General features: G+C 51.5%; 11 protein-coding genes and 3 pseudogenes. All 14 read right to left on the bottom strand.

The annotated features are described in order from the left end of the window. Window positions 1-46: 46 nt before the first annotated feature. Window positions 47-874, bottom strand: a complete 828-nt coding sequence (locus AC2IBB_RS09515) for an ABC transporter permease (protein ID WP_486332637.1) — start codon at window positions 872-874, stop codon at window positions 47-49. Next, window positions 871-1788: an ABC transporter ATP-binding protein gene (locus AC2IBB_RS09510; RefSeq protein ID WP_011397205.1), complete on the bottom strand. Its 918-nt coding sequence runs from the start codon at window positions 1786-1788 to the stop codon at window positions 871-873. Before AC2IBB_RS09510 ends, AC2IBB_RS09515 begins: the two co-directional genes overlap by 4 nt. 1 nt (window position 1789) lies before the next feature. Then, entirely contained in the window at window positions 1790-3103 is a 1314-nt protein-coding gene (locus AC2IBB_RS09505; RefSeq protein WP_486332636.1) for a nitrous oxide reductase family maturation protein NosD, read from the bottom strand. Between the two features lie 14 nt (window positions 3104-3117). Continuing rightward, window positions 3118-5037, bottom strand: a complete 1920-nt coding sequence (gene nosZ, locus AC2IBB_RS09500; protein WP_486332635.1) for a TAT-dependent nitrous-oxide reductase — start codon at window positions 5035-5037, stop codon at window positions 3118-3120. A 26-nt stretch (window positions 5038-5063) separates the two neighbouring features. Next, complete coding sequence (nosR, locus tag AC2IBB_RS09495) at window positions 5064-7202, bottom strand: transcriptional regulator NosR (RefSeq protein WP_486332634.1); 2139 nt, start codon at window positions 7200-7202, stop codon at window positions 5064-5066. 511 nt (window positions 7203-7713) lie between these two features. Then, window positions 7714-8138, bottom strand: a pseudogene (locus AC2IBB_RS09490) (IS3 family transposase); the annotation flags it as partial. Between the two features lie 65 nt (window positions 8139-8203). Continuing rightward, window positions 8204-8797 (bottom strand): group II intron maturase-specific domain-containing protein, encoded by a 594-nt coding sequence (locus tag AC2IBB_RS09485; RefSeq protein ID WP_486332633.1) that lies wholly within the window; start codon window positions 8795-8797, stop codon window positions 8204-8206. 181 nt (window positions 8798-8978) lie between these two features. Next, window positions 8979-9095, bottom strand: a pseudogene (locus AC2IBB_RS09480) (IS3 family transposase); the annotation flags it as partial. Further along, a pseudogene (locus tag AC2IBB_RS09475) lies at window positions 9089-9232 on the bottom strand (transposase family protein); the annotation flags it as partial. The pseudogenes AC2IBB_RS09475 and AC2IBB_RS09480, both read right to left, overlap by 7 nt. A gap of 231 nt (window positions 9233-9463) precedes the next feature. Then, on the bottom strand, window positions 9464-11047 hold the full coding sequence (locus tag AC2IBB_RS09470; RefSeq protein ID WP_486332632.1) for a methyl-accepting chemotaxis protein: 1584 nt from the start codon (window positions 11045-11047) through the stop codon (window positions 9464-9466). A gap of 423 nt (window positions 11048-11470) precedes the next feature. Further along, entirely contained in the window at window positions 11471-12568 is a 1098-nt protein-coding gene (locus AC2IBB_RS09465; RefSeq protein ID WP_486332631.1) for a hypothetical protein, read from the bottom strand. Window positions 12569-12602: 34 nt separating this feature from the next. Next, on the bottom strand, window positions 12603-13913 hold the full coding sequence (locus AC2IBB_RS09460; RefSeq protein ID WP_486332630.1) for a hypothetical protein: 1311 nt from the start codon (window positions 13911-13913) through the stop codon (window positions 12603-12605). 267 nt (window positions 13914-14180) lie between these two features. After that, window positions 14181-15791 (bottom strand): hypothetical protein, encoded by a 1611-nt coding sequence (locus AC2IBB_RS09455; protein ID WP_486332629.1) that lies wholly within the window; start codon window positions 15789-15791, stop codon window positions 14181-14183. A gap of 476 nt (window positions 15792-16267) precedes the next feature. Then, window positions 16268-19879: a YobI family P-loop NTPase gene (locus AC2IBB_RS09450; RefSeq protein ID WP_486332628.1), complete on the bottom strand. Its 3612-nt coding sequence runs from the start codon at window positions 19877-19879 to the stop codon at window positions 16268-16270. Between the last annotated feature and the right edge of the window lie 22 nt (window positions 19880-19901).

The following is a 19901-nucleotide window of genomic DNA, read 5'->3' as shown; positions in this document are numbered from 1 at the left end:
GTATTAAAGATCACAACCTGCTTCGCTTTCTGGCGGATTTGGGCCACTAAATCGCTCTTCGCGTAAAGGCGATGTGCGCCAGCAGAAGAGGCGCGGCCACCCATACCGCCAGACCGAGCCACAACCCATGCGTCAGAGGCAAATCCGCTCCGATCGCCAGCGCGCCGCTGACTCCGCCAAACCCATTCATCGCCGTCAGATTGATGAGACGATAGATATCCGTCGGATTAAGCATTAGTAGCCAGGGAAGAGTCTCAGGGCTCATTCCACCTTCGGTGGAAGTCAGAATCGCCAATAAAGCCAGATCAAACACCAGCACAAACAGGAACCAACACGACAACGCCAACCCGGCGGCGCGTTTTTTCTCCGTCACCAGCGCGCTGACAAGATAGGCAAGCGCCAGAAACGACCATCCCAGTAGTGTGGATGACAGGATAAAGCGGCCGAAAGCCGCTAACACTTCACTGACAACGACCCCTTCGGCGAAGATGACAATCGCCAGAGCGGCGGCGCCGAAACCTGTTACTGCAGCCAAACCAAGAATTATGCTATGGCCGCAAAACTTTCCTATTAACAAGTGCATTCGACTCAGGGGGTAAGTCAACAGCAATAATAAGGTTCCGCCTTCATCCTCTCCGACTATCGCGTCATAGGCTACCAACAGTGCAATGAGGGGAATCAGAAAGCTGGCCAGACTGGTGAGACTGGCGATAGTGGTCTCCACACTGGAGAACCCGATTTGACCTGACGCCGCGGAGCCAAACCAGGCAATGCCAATCGCCAGTATCGCAAACGTCATGGTGATAGCGAGCAGCCAGCGGTTGCGTAAGCCGTCGCTGACCTCTTTTTGGGCGATGCGCCAGATCTGTCTCATTGCCGCTTCTCCTCTGTTTGCGCAGGGTCATCGGCGATGAAATACCGATACAAGTCCTCCAGGCCGGGCTGGTGGATATCCACATCCTCTACCTGGATGCTGGTCAGCAATACTTTCAGCAGTTCCAGCTTATGTTGCGCGTCGGTGGCGATTTCCAAACTATGGGCGTTAACCGGACGCATATTGGGAATCTGGTCTTTCCAGCGCTCCAAACATTGGTCCCGGTGCTTGACGCCCGACAACCTGACCCGAATCGGGGCCTGCGCCTGACGGCGCAATTCACCCAGAGAGCCATCCGCCCGCAGACGCCCATGGGCGAGGATCGCCGCCCGGTCAATATGAGGCTCCACTCCAGGCAACACATGGGAGCATAAAATGACTCCTGCGCCCCGACATCGCAGTCCATCCACCAATTCATACAAATCAGCGGTTGCAATAGGGTCGAGCCCCACGGTCGGCTCATCCAGCAGGAGCAGCCGGGGTTCGCCCAATAGCGCCTGAGCAAGCCCGAGACGTTGTCGCATGCCTTTTGAGTAGGTTTTGACTTTCTGGTTCGCCGCTTCCGACAGTCCCACTTGTTCCAGCAGGCTTTTCACCTGGGTCAAAGGCGCTTGTTTAAGCCGCGCGAAGTAACGCAAGGTCTCCAGTCCGCTTAGTTGCGGATAGAACATGACATTTTCTGGCAGATAGCCGATCTGACGGCGCATATCCACCTGATTCGGGCTTCGCCCCAGGGTGAGCACATTGCCGCGATCTGGACGGAGCAATCCAAGTATGAGTTTAATCGTCGTCGTTTTGCCGGCGCCGTTATGTCCGAATAATCCCAGCACTTCGCCTTCCCCCAAAGTCAGATTGAGGTCATGCAGAACCTGATGACGGCCGTAGTACTGGCTAACCCCTTCCAGGTGAATCATGCTATTTCCCCCTCCCCTTTTTACGGCAAGCCGTTTGTGCTTCATGTTGTACTGTATTCCGCATCAACGGGGCACTATCCCTGACGCCAGGAGACTTCACTACGGGAAAGGCCTGTTGCGCCCAACGCAAGACGTCGATGGATGGGCTGTGCATCAGCAATCGGGCTTGTGGGTAGGTCCATAAGAGTCGGTCCACGTTATCATTGGGTTCATAGGGAACATCGCCAATCCCATCGGCGTTACGATCCCATCCCAGATAATCGCTCCAGAAATTTCCTTTTCCATTGGTTGACCACTCTTGCAGGCGTGTCGCTACGTATTTCACTTGACGCCGATTATGAATAAACGCATTCCCCCCCACTAAGTTATCTTCTGAGCCTGCCGTCAGATGGACGCCAATATCGCTCTTTTCAAAGCGGTTGCGCTCAAACACGTTAAACGGTGAGTTATAAACGAATAAGGCCTTACCTTCAGCGCCATCCACCCCTACCCCCGCCATTCCTCCCTGCTTCACGCCGACGACCTGGTTGTTGCGCAAAGTGGAATAGGTGATGTAATTCATCAGAATGCCGTAGTTCTGATCCTGTTCGGAATAGTTTCCCTCTACGGTCAGTTTACGACTCTGCATCAGCGCATAGCCTGTGCGGGTGCGCAAGGTACAGTTATTCAGCACCGCATTATCGTGTGAATACATGTAATGCACCCCGTAACGCAGATCGTGCAGGAAGTTGTCGGCCAGGGTGTTATTGTTGGATGTGTCGATGTAGATGCCATCCCGCGTTTGCGACACCTCATTACCTTCAACGAGAGCGCCGGTGACGGCGAACAGATGAATGCCATTGCCGCGATCTTGTGAACGCACGCTGACGTCACCTTGTATTTGGTTGCCGCGCAAGGTGACGTTGGGAGTGGCGTCTACCCAGACGCCAAATCCCGGCCCGCTCAGACGGACGTTCTCCACCATCGTTCCAGCGGCTTGACGCTCAATGAAAATACCGGCGTCCAGGTTTGTCAGATTACGTCCCCAGTTTTGAATCTCACAGTCGCGGACGGTTATGTCCGGCGCCCTGAGACGGAGCCCGTGCCCCTGACCGCCGGCGTTGATGACCGCGCCAGGCAGGCAACGAAAATGAAGGCTGCGGGAAACGGCGAAATTGCCTTCATAAACGCCCTCCGGCAGCACCCATTCTCCATCGGTCGCCTGGATCATCGGCAACTCTTGCAGAGTCGCCGACGCATATCCCGCCGCAAGGCACAGGAATGACGCCTGCGTCAGGCTAAAGCCAGAAGTCAGCCGTGACAGGAATCCGCGCATGGGATGTCCGAGCCTCAAGCCTTTTCTACAATCATACGGCCGCGCATTTCCATATGCAGGGCGTGGCAGAACCAATTACAGTAATACCAATGCACGCCCGGCTCAGACGCCACAAAAGTGACGGATGAGGTCTGCTGGGGACTGATTTCCATACTGACCCCATGATTCACCATACAGAAACCATGGGAGACATCCTCCACCATATCCATATTGGTAATGTAAACGGTGACTTCATCTCCCTGTTTCACCCGAAACTCAGTGAGGCCGTAGATTGGCGCGACGGAGGTCATGTACACGCGCACTTTATTACCGTCGCGAATAACCTTGTTATCCGTCTCTAAAGTAATTCCATCCTTTTTGGCTTGCGTCACGGCGGAGGCGAAGAATGGGTCATCCCGGCTCCATATTTTCAGTGGGCGGATCTGGTCCCGACGCACCAATATACAGTCATGAGGTTCAGCGTAGGTTGGTCCATCATGGACCAAAGCCATCTCGTCCCCAGAGATATCGATTAACTGATCATTCTCTGGATGCAGCGGCCCCGCAGGAAGGAAACGGTCTTTTGAGAACTTGCAGAGCACCACCAGCCACTTTCCATCAGCATCCCGGGACTCGGTCAGACTGGCGTGGTTGTGCCCCGGCTGGTACTGTACGTCCAGCTTCTGCTTAATATAGTTAACCTTCTCTCCGTTATAAGCGCGTATGGCTTCGGCGATATTCCACTTCGCCACCTGACTGTCTATAAACAGCGTCGTGTAAGCAAAACCGCGGCCGTCGAAGGTGGTGTGCAGCGGCCCCAGGCCCAGCTCCGGTTCGCCTACAATGACGTCGCGCTCGTCTTTAAACTTGCCGTCAAACAGGTCATCCAGCTTATCGATGGCGATGATGGAGACCGTGGGCGACAGCTTTCCATTGGCCATGAAGTACTTGCCGTCAGGGGAGGTATTTAGTCCGTGTGGGTTTTTAGGAACGGGGATGTAACGGGTCAGCTCAGAACCATGACGACCATCCACCACCGGCGTTTTGGCGTCGCCAATCGTTTTGAAGTTACCCGCCTTAATGGCAGCCTCAATTCTCGGGACGTTGAACACCACGACCCAGTCGCGCTCATTGCGCATGGTATCCGTCAATAGCAATCCTTTTTCGGAGTTATAGCACGTTGAGGCGACATACTTACCAGAGTAGTCCGCATCGGTGTTGTCCAGATTCCCGTCGACAATGACCTGCCAGGCGACTTCCATGGTGTCCGCGTCTACAGCATTGAACATGGTGTAATGATTTTCCAGATTTTCCATGTCTGTGCCGTCATTGGGCTGTGGAATCACAAACTCAGCATTGCAAAACACATACTTGGTGCGGGGAACTTTCTGTAGCCGCAAACCATGGATCGCCTGCACATTGGGAATGGTGGTGATTTTATCGCACTTCATGATGTCCAGGCGGATACGCGCCACCCGGGTATTGGCTTTGTCGTTGATAAACAGATATTTGCCGTCATACCGCCCATCCGTCATGGACACATGAGGATGGTGGGCGTCGCCATTGGAAAACCGCGCTGACTCTCCCAGCACTTGTTTACTCTCATTGGTCAGGCCCCATCCTGTGGCGGAATCCACATTGAATACGGGGATGCGCATTAATTCGCGCATGGAAGGAACCCCCAACACCCTCACTTCCCCTGAATGGCCTCCGCTCCAAAAGCCATAGTATTCATCCAGCTCTCCAGGCTCCACCGAGGCTTTCTGATGCGCGGTCTTTACCGCCGCCGCCCAGGATTCGGGGCTCATGATGGAAGAACCGAAACCCGTCATCGCAGCCATTCCGGTAACCGCGGATACGCCTGTCACCGCCGCTCCGCCAAGGAAGCCGCGACGACTGATTCCAGAGTCCCCGGCATCCGGCGTAGTGTGTGACGATTTGTCTGCATCTTTCATAGTTAAGCTCCTGTTCATCAATGGAATCAGCCGTCCAGTTGCGTCGCCGGGATTTGTTCCGGCCTGGGCGCAGCGGCATTCTTGCGCTGGCGTTTGTTTTTCAGCACCAGCGGCGGACATTTACGCTCGTTGTGATAGGTCATCTGGCAGTCAAGGCAATGATGACACTCATTGGCGTTGATGCGGCCATCAGGATGAATCGCCTGAATTTCGCACTCCACGGCGCAGAGTTGACAGGGGTTCCCGCACTCTTTTCGCCGCTTTAGCCAATCAAACAGACGGAATTTAGTGGGAATCGCCAATGCCGCCCCTAATGGACAGATGTAGCGGCAGTAAAACTTGCGGGTGAAAACGTTAATGAGGAGCAATACGCCAGCGTAGGCGACAAACCACCATTCCCGGTTGAAAAGCAGCGTTATCGAGGTTTTAAAAGGCTCCACCTCCGCATATTTCTCCGCCGTCGCCATGGATTCCAACGACACTCCGAACAAAGCCAGCAAGATGATGTATTTCACCGCCCACAAACGCTCGTGGAGCCCGAACGGCAGGTCAAATTGGGGGATCTTTATCTTGCGCGCGGCTTCATTGATCAGCTCCTGCAGAGCGCCGAAAGGACAGAGCCAGCCACAGAATACGCCGCGTCCCCATAACAGAATGGTCGCGGCGGTAAATGTCCACAAAATAAAAATCACAGGATCAATCAGGAATAACTCCCAGTGAAAATCCTGCATGACCGCGTGTGTAAAGGTCAGAACGTTGACGATGGACAGTTGCCCCAGCGCGTACCAGCCAAGGAAAACCACCGTGTAGAGAAGGTAAATGCGCCGTAAGTGATGGAGTAAGCGTGGAAAGCGTACGAAATAGTCCTGCAGAAACAGAATGACCAGCAGCAGCGCCAGACTGACGATCACTACGCCAATCTGCATGCTTTTATTGCGCCAAATGCTGATCCAAAGGGGCTCAGGGTCAGGTTCATCCACCACTAACGGCGCAGGTCTGCTCACGTAGGCGTCGGGTATCTGATAGGACGCGGAGAAGCTTGAGAATACGCCCTCCACCGGACCCGTTTGCCTGCGCACCAGCAGCTCAAGCTCCCAGGAGCCGCCAGGATCGAAATCATAGTGTGAGCGAACGACAAAGATCGCCATTTCCCGAAATTCCGGCATGCCCTCAGCGTAGACGTCGCTTAAGCGGTAATAATCAAGATCGCGAAAACTGATAATGTCGCCGCGCTGACGCAACTGCACTCTGTCGAATATCCCGCCGCGCACATAACCCGATCCTTTGAAGGAGTAAAGTCCTTCCGCCATCACGGCAATGGCGTGCTCGCCTGGCTTTAGTTCCTCCATCAACCAGCGATACTGGCTTTCGCCAAGCAGGTTGCGGCCTATCGTGGGCGCATTCAGATAGGCGTAGTACAAGTTGATAAAGGTTTCATCCATTGAATCGGGCGGAGCGTCGTCGACGCCTTCCGCTGCAGTACCCCGAAACGACTCATCCACCTGCCCGCGACTCAGATGTAGCCGACGTATCGCTCCGACGCCTGTCAATTGAGTCCAATCGGCGGCATTGAATAAATCCTCCAACACTTCCCCACGTATCGGCGCTGCGGCGTTGGCGTTGATCAGGCCTAGAGACGTCGCCACTTTACGAACCGAGCGCATGATTGACTCATTCACCACCATAACGGTAACCGTGGCGCCGGTAATCGCATCCACGCTTTTGGTCGCGGAGTCTGAATGCCCCACCACCACCCGATCGTTTGCGCCAACTTCTTGATAGCCGGCGACAAAATCAAACAGCTTTTGCTCAGGAATGCCGACTAACAGGATCGGCTCATGATGTTCCAGAACGACTGCGTCTTTAATGGTCCCTTCAGCGTCAAGAATGATATGAAGATTGATGGGCTTGCCTGAGTAGGCGGGAATCTGAAAAACGTCATGGGTTTGGTAAGCGTAACCCAGCGTGTGATTGCCCCGACTGATTGTGCGGACTGGAGGATCGCCCAGGGGATCTGAGATGACGTCAGCCTGAGGAAATATCTCGTTGATGCGTTGCGCCTCAATCGCCGTCAGCCCTTCCTCAGCGTAACTCCAAGTTGGCGTTAACAGCAGAAGTACGGTAAGAAAGACCCACCGTAAGCAACCTTTGAACGAAGATTCCACGTTATAACTCCTGGCGTGCGGCGTGACAGCATTGCCGCCCCAAGGTTAAAAGGGTCTGTTTGATCTCTTATTGATGCATATCAAAGGGGTTAGGGTTAAGCTTGCAGCTATCACTAAGGTGGTATGCAAGAAATGTTTGTCTTCCGCTTTAACAAACTTACTAACCCGTAAATTAAGTATCCGATCACTAAGCCATAATATATTTCAGTTCTGGATGTCTAAATAAACTTTGAATCAGTGTGAGCTTTCCTTCTATCACCTTGAAATGAAACTCGCCTCTGGCCGACGCCGTGGAAACTTAGTTAAGCCCAAAACGCGCCTCACTTCTGGCGTCAATCCTTTAATCGACCACGTCGTTCCGCTGTGATAGTCCGAACGAATAATCGCCTCGTCCGCAGCTTTCACTAATTGGCGAATACGCGGTTATTCTTCTTGTTTCCAGCGAACAACCCTGTCCGGATCTTGCTGGTAAGCGCGAAAATGATCCTGCCCACAAAGATTAGACACACCATTAAGCGACTTTCGATGCTTCATAACTCTCTGGGCTGAGATACCCATTTGCGCTGTGAAGGCGGGTTCGATTGTAATCCACTTCGATATACTCAAACACGGCTTCACGCATTTCTTGTCGGGTTGCGTACCGCTCTCCGTGAATCGCTTCTACTTTCAGGGAGTGAAAGAAGCTTTCCACACAGGCATTGTCATAGCAATTGCCTTTACCGCTCATGCTGCAACGAAGCCCGTGCGCCTGAATCAGCGTCTGATAGGCTTCTGAGCAATATTGGGAACCTCGATCTGAATGGACGATCACCCCTTTGGGCTGACGCCGACGCCACAACGCCATCCGCAAGGCGTCGCAGACCAGCTCCGATTTCATTCGCGTACTCATAGCCCAACGACGGCTAGATACAGCCAACCTTCTTCCGTCCACAAATAGGGGTGAGTAGGCCGGCGGACTCTCACCGCCAGCCCCTCGCAGAACCGTACGTGACACTCTCGCGTCATACGGCTCCCATCATTCGGCCTTTTGCTTGGTTACTCCAGTGCGCGAAGGCGTGCGGGTAACGTTGTTTCAGCGTATCAAGGTATCGCCATGCTCTGGTTTTGCGCCTTGCGAAGGATTTGAACTTGCGCATTAGCCACCGAACCAGATATCCATAGAAGCCCTTACCAACAGCCTCCGGCTTTGAACGATAGAACCGTCCATAGTATTGCCACCATCCTCTCAGTACAGGGTTAAACATGCGCGATAAATCCATCAGCGACTTGTCGTTCTTTAACTGCAAGCGCCAACTACGAATTTCCCGCCGCATGTCTTTCAAGGCTGCTGGACTGACTGCTGGCAAGAAGTTGACGTAAACGCGTCCGTATTTGTCCACTGCTTTTCGAGGACGAAAACTGTAACCCAGAAAGCTGAACTCGATGCTCTCGTGATTGTTCGTACGATTGACATCCTTACAATACACAATGCGCGTTTTCCCCGGATGGATCTGCAAGCCACAGTCAACCAATCGCTGACTGACTTGGGCAAGCACCCATTCAGCTTGACGCTGGCTTTTACAGTGGATCACACCATCATCTGAACGGCGGTTCACGGTTGTTCGTCTTCCTGTTTCACACCTGACGCCTTATTGGCGCCTTTTCCTTATCGCTCACGACCACGGCTTTTGGCCATCGCCGCATGAGGTGGTTTGTCATCAGCACCTGTATGCCGATGACGAAGGGTCACAATCCCGCAGCTTGCTGCGGCACACTGATGTCACCCGCCCATTTTTAATTTATCTCCGTTGCATTAAAGTCCTGCTGAAGAAGGTTTTCCGCCACAGGCAGGCTATGCCTAGAGTGAGTGGTGGCCTTAAACTTTCTGGCCGCCTTCGCTCTCAAGCCCAATCGTCAGCGCCACAGATGATCTCGCAGAGCGCGATGGTGAGAACATCATAGAAATTATGCCGCATATTGAGCGTCTCTCGACGAGGATCAGGAAGGCTGGAGAAATGGTGTTTAACGCCATCAATTAAAGAAGAGCCCATAACAGTCCTTATTAGGGGAGAAAAAGGGGCGTACTCTATGAATTTACCGTCTAGTATTCAACCATATAGCGCGATTTGCCTGGGTTGCCCCCCCTCTTCTGAAATGAGGCAACATTTGATGCTATATCGCAAGGCAGTATCTCTTATAAATCTGAAAGCTTTTCTTTAACAGGAGATAGGTGAGACCAAGTGAGTCCTATTTAAAGTGAGTTTGGTCAACCAAGTTGTCTTTTATATCCTTTTCTCCCAAAATTGCTTTGCCAAATCTTGTAAGGTGGAGGTCAGAAGTGCCACATCTTCCGCTCTCTGCCGGTTATGCTGTCCTGCAGAGGCATTGTCATTAGCTGCATCACGAATTGTAACAATGCTGTTATTGATACCTTCGCTAACAACGCTTTGTTGTTCTATAGCGCTGGCAATTTGTGTACTGATGTCTGATATTTGATTAACCCGGCAACTGATTACAGATAGTTTTTCTGCTGCCTGATGGGCATGTTCTACGCTGCAATTGGCTTTTGCGCGACTGACCTCCATAGCATCTACGGCTGATCGAACATCTGTTTGTAGTGCATTGATCATTTGTTGTGTGTCGGTTGTAGATTGCTGAGTACGAGAAGCGAGTTGCCTCACTTCGTCGGCAACGACCGCGAAGCCGCGTCCCATTTCTCCTGCACGAGCAGCCTCTATCGCGGCGTTCAATGCGAGCAGGTTAGTTTGTTCAGCGATATCTTGAATAGTATTGAGGATGGTAGATATTTTCTTGCTATGTTTATCTAGGTTATGAATCACTTCCGCCGCTTGATGGATTTCATCTGCCAATGAGCTAATAAACTGTTTTGTATTGGTGACAAGTTCTTGTCCCTGTTCCGTTTCCTTGTCCGCCAGATCTGCTACATTGGCGGCCTCCTGCGTTGTTGCAGCTACCTGTTGGATAGTTGCTGTCATTTCGTTTATGGCAGCAGCCACATGGTCAGTTTCTACTTGTTGATCATTGGTTTTGTGATTACAGTCTTCTATATCTGACACCAACTCCTCAGTGAGCGTTTCCAATTGATTCGCCGCATTAATCATTCGTCCAATTACGGCGGTAGTTTCTGCCTGCGCCATAGCCATGGCAAACTCAATTTCGCCAAACTCGTCATAACGACCAGTGTATAGAAGCTGGCTCAGGGGGTTATCTGCTATAGCACGAGCCTTTTTTACCAATTTGTGCAACGGATATAGCCATAGATAAATAAATAGTATATTTAGAAGACCCAATGAAATGCCTATGATAGTGGTGTCGGTAACACTGATGGATAAAGTGTAACTGAGAAGCAGCAGAGCCGGGACAAGACTGGAAGTTGAAAGTAGTGAGACCTTAAGTCGCACGTCTAATCGCGGCAGACGCCATGCCATTGGCGTTCTACCTGCGCGGATGTCTGCATACAGTTTTTCCCCCGCATCACTTTGACCAGGTGCAGGCCTTGTACGTACCGATTGGTATTCAACTGTATGACCATCTTTCGTGATGGGGGTCGCGTAAGCACTGACCCAATAGTGATCACCGTTCTTGCAGCGGTTTTTTACTAGCCCCATCCAAGAGCGGCCATCTTTGAGTGTTTGCCACATATGTTGAAATGCCATGGGGGGCATATCAGGGTGACGAATATAATTGTGAGGCTGACCAACGAGCTCTTCTTCAGAGAAACCGCTGACCTTGATAAAGTCGGGATTGACATAGGTGATGTAACTGTCGAGTGTTGTCGTAGATAAAATATTTACATCCGGCGCTAACTCTAAATTACGGCCAGTAACCGGCTGATTGATCCGCATACTCTATCGTCCCCATTACAAAATATTATGCTACCCATGGATCTCTTCTCTACAGAGAGGTTAACACCATCACGATTCGAGACAAAAATCCGAAGAGACTATGCTTGACACTGACACCCAAACAAAGTGATTCTTGATTGCTCAATAAGGAGTTTAGGCGCAGATGTTATTTTTTTACAGGAGGGATGAAACTATGTCCCCCAAGGGCGTGTTGACGTTACAGTCGCAGACATGCACATTGATGAAGGTGTGATTATCAGGCGCTTTAAGGACGGAAGAATGAGTTAAGGCTCATCCATAAGTAAGGAGTGAGCCCTCAGGCTGGGCGTCATTGATGAGATTGAAGATTAGGCGAAATGTGAAAAGCCCGGGGATGGGCATTTGCCGCCTACACTCGACTGGGCCGAATGGGTGGAAACAAGGCTAACCCCGGTCTTTATTCTTCGCGTCCGCATCGGATTGCTTCTTCTCCTCTTCCGGCGGCAAGTCCATAAACTGAGCGAGTTCTTCGGCAGAAAATTCATCCACGAACGGCTTTGCGTCTGGGTTGTTCCTCTCCTCCTCCATCGCCTGCTCCGTAAGACGAGCAAGCTCTTCCGCCGAGGCGTTCATTACCATCTCTTGCAGGGCCCTTTCTTCAGGACTGTTCATCTTTTCCCTTATTTGCTCAAAACACTTTTTGCTTTCAGCCTCCCGCCTTTGATACTCCTCCCATTCGGCATCCTGCTCCGGCGTACTCCATTTCAGGGGCTTTACCTCCCGTCTCAGTTTAGAGTCGGGGTAGCTTTGTTTTATTTTTTCGATCTCTTCCCTCAAGGACGCAGAAGGCTCTAAGGTGACGCTGTTGATTATCTGCCGAGTCAACTCGTAAAGAGGCTCGGGGGAAATCGCAGCGTCCTGTTGAGCGAGAGTGCCTGATTTATACTGACCAAACCCAAAATAAAAGAAGATATGGACGTCGTGATCAAGAGGAAATACAAAGAACACACCGCGAGAATGATCGGGACCAATAACTGGGCGCACTTCATAACTTACAGCGGGAACTGGCAGGTGGTCGTGGCCCCGCCAATTGCAGGGCGCTTCGTACGCACTTTTACCATGATAAAACTTATCACCATATTTCCTTGTAATATCTCCCAGTACACGACTTTCAAACGCACTGGGAATTAAAAGTGATTTGCCCCGAGCGCAAGGGGGACGCTTCCAGACCGTCACCACTAATTCCAGGTGCCCAACATAGCTGGAAAAAACCGCCTTCCGAAATTTCCAGCTACAATTCAACAGCCGAAAGTACTCTTCATCGGAAGCAATATCCTTCTCGTATGCTTTGTCGGTAAATATGTTGTAGCTCTGTTTTGGCTTTACTTGAGGCTCAGAAGCCACGAGCGGCGTATGCCGATTCAAGCAAATCGACAACTTCGAGCCGGATAAAATCGTGCTTTGCCGCTTCGCGCTTTTAAAATTAGGTCCTATGGGAATACAAGGCCCGCTTTCTTTTTGCTTCCGATTGAAAAAACCCATCGTTACATTCTCCCGCCTATCATAGCGTTAGGCGTTACTTTCTAAACCCTGCTACCCAGGCTTCCAGTTTTGGTTTGACCATCCCCTCGATCGCCGCCTGATTGTTCGGCCATTGCGCCATCGAGCGCATATTATCGACAAGGAAGGGCACCGTCACCCCCGCGCCTGCACCAACGGCTGTGACGACAGCCGAGAGGCCGCCATAGTACGCGGCGACGCCGGAAGTCGCGGCCACGCCTATTTTCCAAACATTACCGGCGGAGAAAATCGCCCCACCCACCTCTTTACAGTAGTCGAAAGTCTTGTAGCTGGCGTCTTTCCTCAGGCGCTTAATGCTGGTGGTAACGCCCCAAAGATTTCCCGCCCCGGCCGCCAGCTCATTCAAATTATTGAAGTTGCTGTGGGAAAGCTTGGCATTCAACGTCATGCCCAATTCCTGGCTTAAATTGTAGGCTTTATCTGGGTTGGTCAAGGGACGACTCAGGTAAATAGTTTGCTTGCTTAACCTAAGTCCGCGACTGCGGACAATGCTCATGGCCTGAGTGAGATAGGCCGAGCCGGCTTCGTGAGAGACCCAGGCGACCTTGACGCCCGCTTTTTCCGCCTGCTCCATCGAATCGGCGATGATATAGGAGGTTTCCATCAGGCGCTCAACATACTCGGGATTAACAGCCTCCTTGAGGCTGATGCATCCGCCTACCTGTCCTTTGTCGCCGGTGCCCGGGGTATACACCAAGTTGAAACCGTAGTCACCAATCTTGCTGTCGTTGAAAGGACTGTTCTTTATATGAGCCAAGCCCAGATCTACCGCAGTCAAGATTTGTTTTTCTGGCGCGCCAATACTCACCAGGGCGTTATCAGCGGCATCCATGGAATGGGAGTTGGGCAAACCAGCCTGCAGATTAAAAGTACGCTCCCCTATATTTAACTGGCCTTTATTCAAATGGGTGATACTCCATATTCCTTTTTTGTCCTTATGGGCGTAATGCATTCCAGGCTTGCCACCCTTTTCCTGAAGCGCAAAGTAATCGTCACTTACTTCAAGATGCACAATGTAATAGCCGCCGCGAAGCTCTTTAACCGTCGCCTCACAGCCGGGCAGCTTGAGGAAAAAGGTCTCCACGCCACCGGGAAAGGTCTGGCGCTTGACGTAAACATGGTTGTGTCCCAGCTTGCCAGACGTCAGACGGGTAAATTCATTGAGAACCATGGTCGCCCAATAGTTACCCTCTTTAGATTTCTGCACTATTTTCTGGTAGGAAACTGCAACGGAACCGACAGCATAAACCTGCTTTCCGGCGCCAGGAACGCCGACCCGGGTAAAGTTGGAAGAGGCTTGACTCATAATTAATCCTTAAAATTCCTTGTGTCGTATTGAACGTTGGTCTTCAGCCCAACAGGCTCCCCGCTCCGGCAAACGGGCGAGGGAGCCCAGCGGCATAGAGCCGGGACGAGGTTATGGTGGCGGCGAATAGTATTGAGTTGTGCGCAATGAAAATTGCTTATAGTTGAAACAAAAGTTAACAAAGCCAACACCCCTACACAAGGCGCCAGAGGGGTTATGCCATGTGGTCTACGGGGGAGTCCTTGGGTAATTATTACTGTTGAATCATCAGTCCTGATAAATCTGGCGGTGGAAGCGCGCCATCTCTCCCAGAGGCATTTCTTCCCATTGAATCGGCGTACCCTCCCAATGAAAGGCGGCCTCCGCCATTTCCCGCATCAGGGAGACGTCCATCAACACCTTGCCAGCGGCGATACCGGCGGCGGCCTGCCGCAATAGTTCGATATCTTTTTTGTTTCCTGATTGTTGCTGAAGGAAATAAGCCGACAAGAGAATTCGCTCCCGCCACATGTCTCTTTGCGGCTCGAAACCTTCCTGGACTAACGCTTCGCTGGTGGGATAGTCTTGAGTCCATTCCGGCCTGATCCAGAGGCGGGTCAACCGGCGCATATCCTTGGCGAAGTCCCACTGATCGGCGGGCAGCTCTCCGGCCTCTTCTAACTTCTCCGCAACGCTTTCAAAGTCCATCGCCCCCGGTAGCGACCACTCACCCTCCACGTGACTGATCAGCCACAGCAACTCTGGCGCGGGCAGCACGCCCGACTCGCGGTTATGCAGCAAGTAGTGACGCACAACGGCTTGCGCGACCGGCAGCGGGACCGCCTCCAGGAGCAAATGCAGCATGCCGTTTTTAATCTGCATATCCAGGGCTTCGCGATCAGGAAATGAGAGCACCCCGCCTTTGGTCACGCCAACGCCTTGCTGCAGCCGGGCGCTCCAGGTTTTCCATTCTCCTTCAAGCCGCAGCGCCAGGGACACGTAGAACGCGCCCATGGAGTCAAACGGAGACACGTAGCAGCCAAGCACTTCCGCTTTCGCGGTTTCCGCCACCGCGCCGCCAACGCCAAGGCGTTGCAGCTCTTTCACCACGGCGTCAATGCACTCCCTTTCCGTCTCTGGCAACCATTTGCGCGCCGCCACCAGTCGTGCAAGGTCCGTCTCATTGGCGCACGCCTGACAATCCGGATGCAGCCACGCCACGAGCGCGCCCGCCCGGTTCCTGCGGATCGGGTCCACGGTGAGCAAGGCGGCGCAATCCCGCCACGGCGCCTCAAGCTGCAATAAGGCGAGTACGTACGACATACTTGCGCCTTCCGGCATTTGCGCTCCCAGGTGAGACAGCACATGGAGCAAGTCCCATTCCGTCTTGCACCGGTTTAGGGAAATCAGGTCCCGCACGGCCTCCGCCATCATCTCCACGGTGGGGACGCCAATAAAGGGAAGGCTGTCGCGGGCCTCGATCTCGGCGATCCGGGAAATTACCCCTTCGCTCATTTCAAACCGGGCGCAGGTGGCGCTTTGAATGGTTCGGCGCACCATCATCAGATCCGCATCCTCATCAAGCGCCCGCAGCAGCCGGTCGTCAAGCCAGTCGTTCACCGTCGCAAACGCCACGGAGTCGGGACACTTGTCCGCCACGGTATTCAACACAGCCAGAAGCGCCGCAAACAACATGTCCGCGACCATCTCACTCTCACTGGGAAAATCAGTGGTGAGAACAATCTCCATTAAGTCCTGAAGCAACTCTCCCTCGTCCTTTGAGGTACGTTCCAGCGCATCAAACACGTCGGAAAGTATGTTCCGGCTCCTGTCCTTCTCTTGTTCCTCCGCGGCGGCTCTGAAAATCTCGCGGATGAATGCTTGTCGGGAGTCGGTCACGTGCGTATTCCGGTTGTTGAGGTCATAAGCGGAAACGATAAACAAGTCGTCAGGGCGCGACAATAGCGTCTATGGCCAATGCGAGCGCGCCCGCTCTCCGCCACGTCCTCTCTGACTATTGCTTATCCCTCTTCCGCGGACAGGCGTTTATTGACCTCCGTGATTCATTAAGCCCTGTTGCAATGAGTTCCAGAGTACCCAGGACTCTAGGCGGTGATACTGCTGGCAGGAGACACCTACGTGCAACACAATACCGCTCTGCTTAAGACCAAGCTCCAGACACCGTACTTTTAGCTGTTTAAGTAGTGAGCTCATTATTGTAAACATATATGTTTCTTTTCTTTTGTCGATCGGCGAACACGAACACAAATCCCGCTGGGCGGCGACACAATCTATCGCTTCAAAGATGGGAGGATCAGATGACGTTACAATGAGTGCAGCTGATACCTAGACGGTGGGGATTTCGAAGTCGCTTATCAGCGCCTATAGAGATTCACTTTTATATCATTGCTAAACAAGCCTCCCTCACTCCATGACGAAATAATGTTTCTTGAATCAAGCCATCTAACCAAATCCCGATTCTCGGTAGTGTTTTTCAGTCTCGGCGCATGGTATCCAGTTTTTACTTCAGAAAATGGTTTCGGTAGATTAGCCAAGACAAGGCGCACTTCGTCATCCGTCAAACGAGTGTGATATTTGTTAAAGAGTGAGATTTGCGTCGCTATGGGCGCCGAACGCAGAATCAGGGATTGCACAATACTCCCATTGAGATTGGATATGCTGCCGTCGGCGCTGACAAGAATCGAGACGATGAGCGCTAATCTCTTGGGAAGATTCACAAGCGCTTCTAGGTCCATCAATTCGACTATCCCGAGCTTGGCTTCATCATCAATTTTAGTTCGAAGAAGCTCCTCTCGAAAGTCATCGTCGAGTCCAAAGTTATCAGTATCCGCCAGATATTCGTCGATGTTGGCCGCTACGAATAGTACCTGCAAATCCCTGTTGTCAGCGAGCGCGTTCAGATTTTCCTTGGTGAATGTGATTTTTTCTTCATCTATCAGGATTCGAAGTTTGGCTGGCTCGAGTCCTTTAGGTTGCGTCTTGAACGGGTTTGGTAGGGCGTGAACATATTCTCTGTAGGCAGCATCAGACAACGAGCCTGCCTCGAAGAGGAATCGACGCAGCTGCTGTGCATCTGCATCGCTGGGTATAGGATGTTCCAAAATCTTGGCGCGGACATCATCTCGCTCGAGATAGCTAACTAGGATATCTGGAACGAACCCTTTACCTGTTATAAAAGCAAGACAGTTCATCCAAGTTGGTTCAATCCTGTTTAGCTCAAACAACATTGCGTCCAATTTCTCGGGTACTTCTTCTAGAGTTGGCAGCAGGCTCGACTGCCGTCCAAGAAACTCCCGAAGATCATCTTGATCAAGTGTATCGTGGCGAACCACGTCAAGAATAGCGGTGGCATCCTCCTTTGAGTTTCCTGGAAGCTTCAAAAGGATATCATGTAGGTAGAGGTCGAAATCACGTTCGACCCGATTGATCAAGGTTGTGTCATTCGTCAAACGTATGGCCGTATAGTTCCCTTCGCGCAGTGGCTTAAGGTCGTTCTCTCCCAAAATCGCCTGGTAGACGTACTCCAGGTTCGGAATCGTGAGTTCGAAAAGCCCCTCCTCGAACATAAAGCATACAATTTCAGAGTGTTCTTTGATCGCAACCAGATCTTTGACCTCAAAACCGAGCCATCCAAGACGTTCAGGAGCTAGTTCGGGTAAATTCACCAGAAGCTCTGGAAGGTTCACTGAAACAAATTCGGGTAGCTCGCTAAAATCACTTGCAAGCATTTTGAGCGAGGTTTCCGGTAGGCTCGCGACCAGTTGGGTGACGTGGGAGACATTGTTGGAGCTGGCAATGGCAGCTGGAATAAGACCTTTCCACGTGCTGGCCAGTCCCGAAAGTAGTTCTACGATATTGCGACCGCTAGCGTAATAGGCACTGAAAAAGTCCTCGCTACTCTCGAATTCTGACGAGAAATACTCGAAAAGCTTCTGTGACTGGCTGTGGTAACGGCTAAGATCACCCAGGAGACTATCAACGAGTTTGACGTTTAAGACATAGCTTTGCCGGAAATCTTCTTCTCGCATCGCTGCGATGACTTCACCTGGATTGTCTATCGGAAAACCCGGCTCAGGCGTGACAAATGCCCGTATCTGGATCAGAAACTTGTTGTCATTCGGCGACAAACGGCCTGAGTGAAAGAGTGAAGTGTATTGGTAGTAGGTATCGTCGAGATGACCTTCCAGGATCAAAAAACGGGCAAGCTCTCCGTTTTCCCCAAAGGCCCCGAAAAGATCCTGCACACTGTCGGCATTTAATCGTAACAACTCTTTGAGTTTAGTCGTGCGAAGCGCTGCGATCTTTAGTCTTAGGTCGTGTATTCGGCGCGAGCTCTTGTTCTTAGTATCAGCCGCCTTGCTTTCGATCTCCGCTTTGCGTTGTTGGTAAGATCTCTGAGAATCCACCTCTCCTTGCAAATTGGGAACATTGACCGACTGTTGCTGACCATGGGAATCGCGGCAGGTAAAACGCGTAGCACCAATCAGTTGATCAAACGCATCGTGCGCGACTAGCTGTTGAAGAGTGCTCCATACTCTGCCATCAAGGCTGACTCTAATAATATTCGTTGGGAGCCTCTCAATCAGAGCCATAGCGTATATTTGCCGCAGCTCTCTCAGATCCGAAGGAGTCTGTCGCTCGGCGGCTTCAAGCTGCTTTTCGAGTTTCGCGATCTCGCTCCTAAACGTGGTCCCACCAAGCCCAATGAGCTCGTCTTGGCGATTCAATATTTCGAAGAGAATACCGGTGCCACGGTGTAGCAGTTCAAAGTCCCTTGGATAGACATTTTTATAGATTAGAATCGCGAGGAGCTTGTTAGCGTCGAGCAGATTTTCTCCATCACTCTCCAAATTAGCCACATAAATGGCGTATTCATTAAAGATGTTCTGAATCAACCTCAAGTCGTTCAGGTATCGCGACACCTCTCTCAGAAACTGCTGATCAAGGCGCTCGTCGAGCTCTAGTCTCCTTCCCTGTTCCAATACCATATCGATCGAATTCGATATGTTGATGATCGGAATGACGGGAATGATAAATTCAAAGAACTTGGTTCGGTCGGTGTTGACAAACATGTCGTCGCGCAGGGCGTAGAGAAATCGGATGGTCCGTTTCACTCCTGCGTTCTCGTTCACAAGTCTATTAATTTCGCGCAGCGTGACGAAAATATCTGCATTGTTAAATCGATCTAGGTCCTCAATGACCACAAGATCGTACTTGGTTGATTGGAAGAAGTAGACTATTTCGTCCAAGTGACGGTTAAGTATGGACGCCTCGTCATCCTGTGCAGGCTTGATCTCAACATCTTTCAACGAAATGCCTTTGAGTGAAAGGCCAAAGCTCGCGACATAAAAGTAATTCGCCACATCCCAGAGAAAAACTGCCGAAAGCATGATGGCGCCCAGATTGAGCCAACTGCTGAACACAAGAGGACCAAAAAAAGTACCGCTGATGATGTCTTCTCGCTGTTGATACACGTACCAAAGCGCAAGTAGTCCAAGCAGGATGTAAAGAGATTTAAAGATCGACCCAAAACCGGGGGACTGAATTCTTTTAAATCGCGATAGCGGAAGCTTGTTCGCGTCAGCACCATACAACATCTGCTGCAGGATACTTCTCTCAATCTCTTGACGACTCACCTCCACATTCCCCGTATCAGCTTCGGGGACAAACGCAGCAAGGGAGATATGAAGCGCAGGCCGCCGATACTTCTTCAAGAAAGATTGGATGATACTGCTCTTTCCTGATCCATAGGGACCCGTTAGGGCAATGTTAGAGACCTTGTCATTGTTCGTTGCAAACAGAATCGCTTCGGAATATACGCCAGTCTTGTCTGCTTCGTCAGTTGGAGCGAGGTCCACGAACTTTGATTGCATTTCAGCGGAGCGGTCTTTGCTTTCCAGCCAATACACGAAGCTATTGAGGCTGTTGGCAAACCAGCGTATTAGAGAGATGATGGCCTTTATCATACGATGCTGAACTAACGTAGCC

Source organism: Hahella sp. NS-SX17, assembly GCF_057367735.1.
Note: the sequence above shows the minus strand (reverse complement) of the source record. Positions and strands in the feature narration are given on the sequence as shown.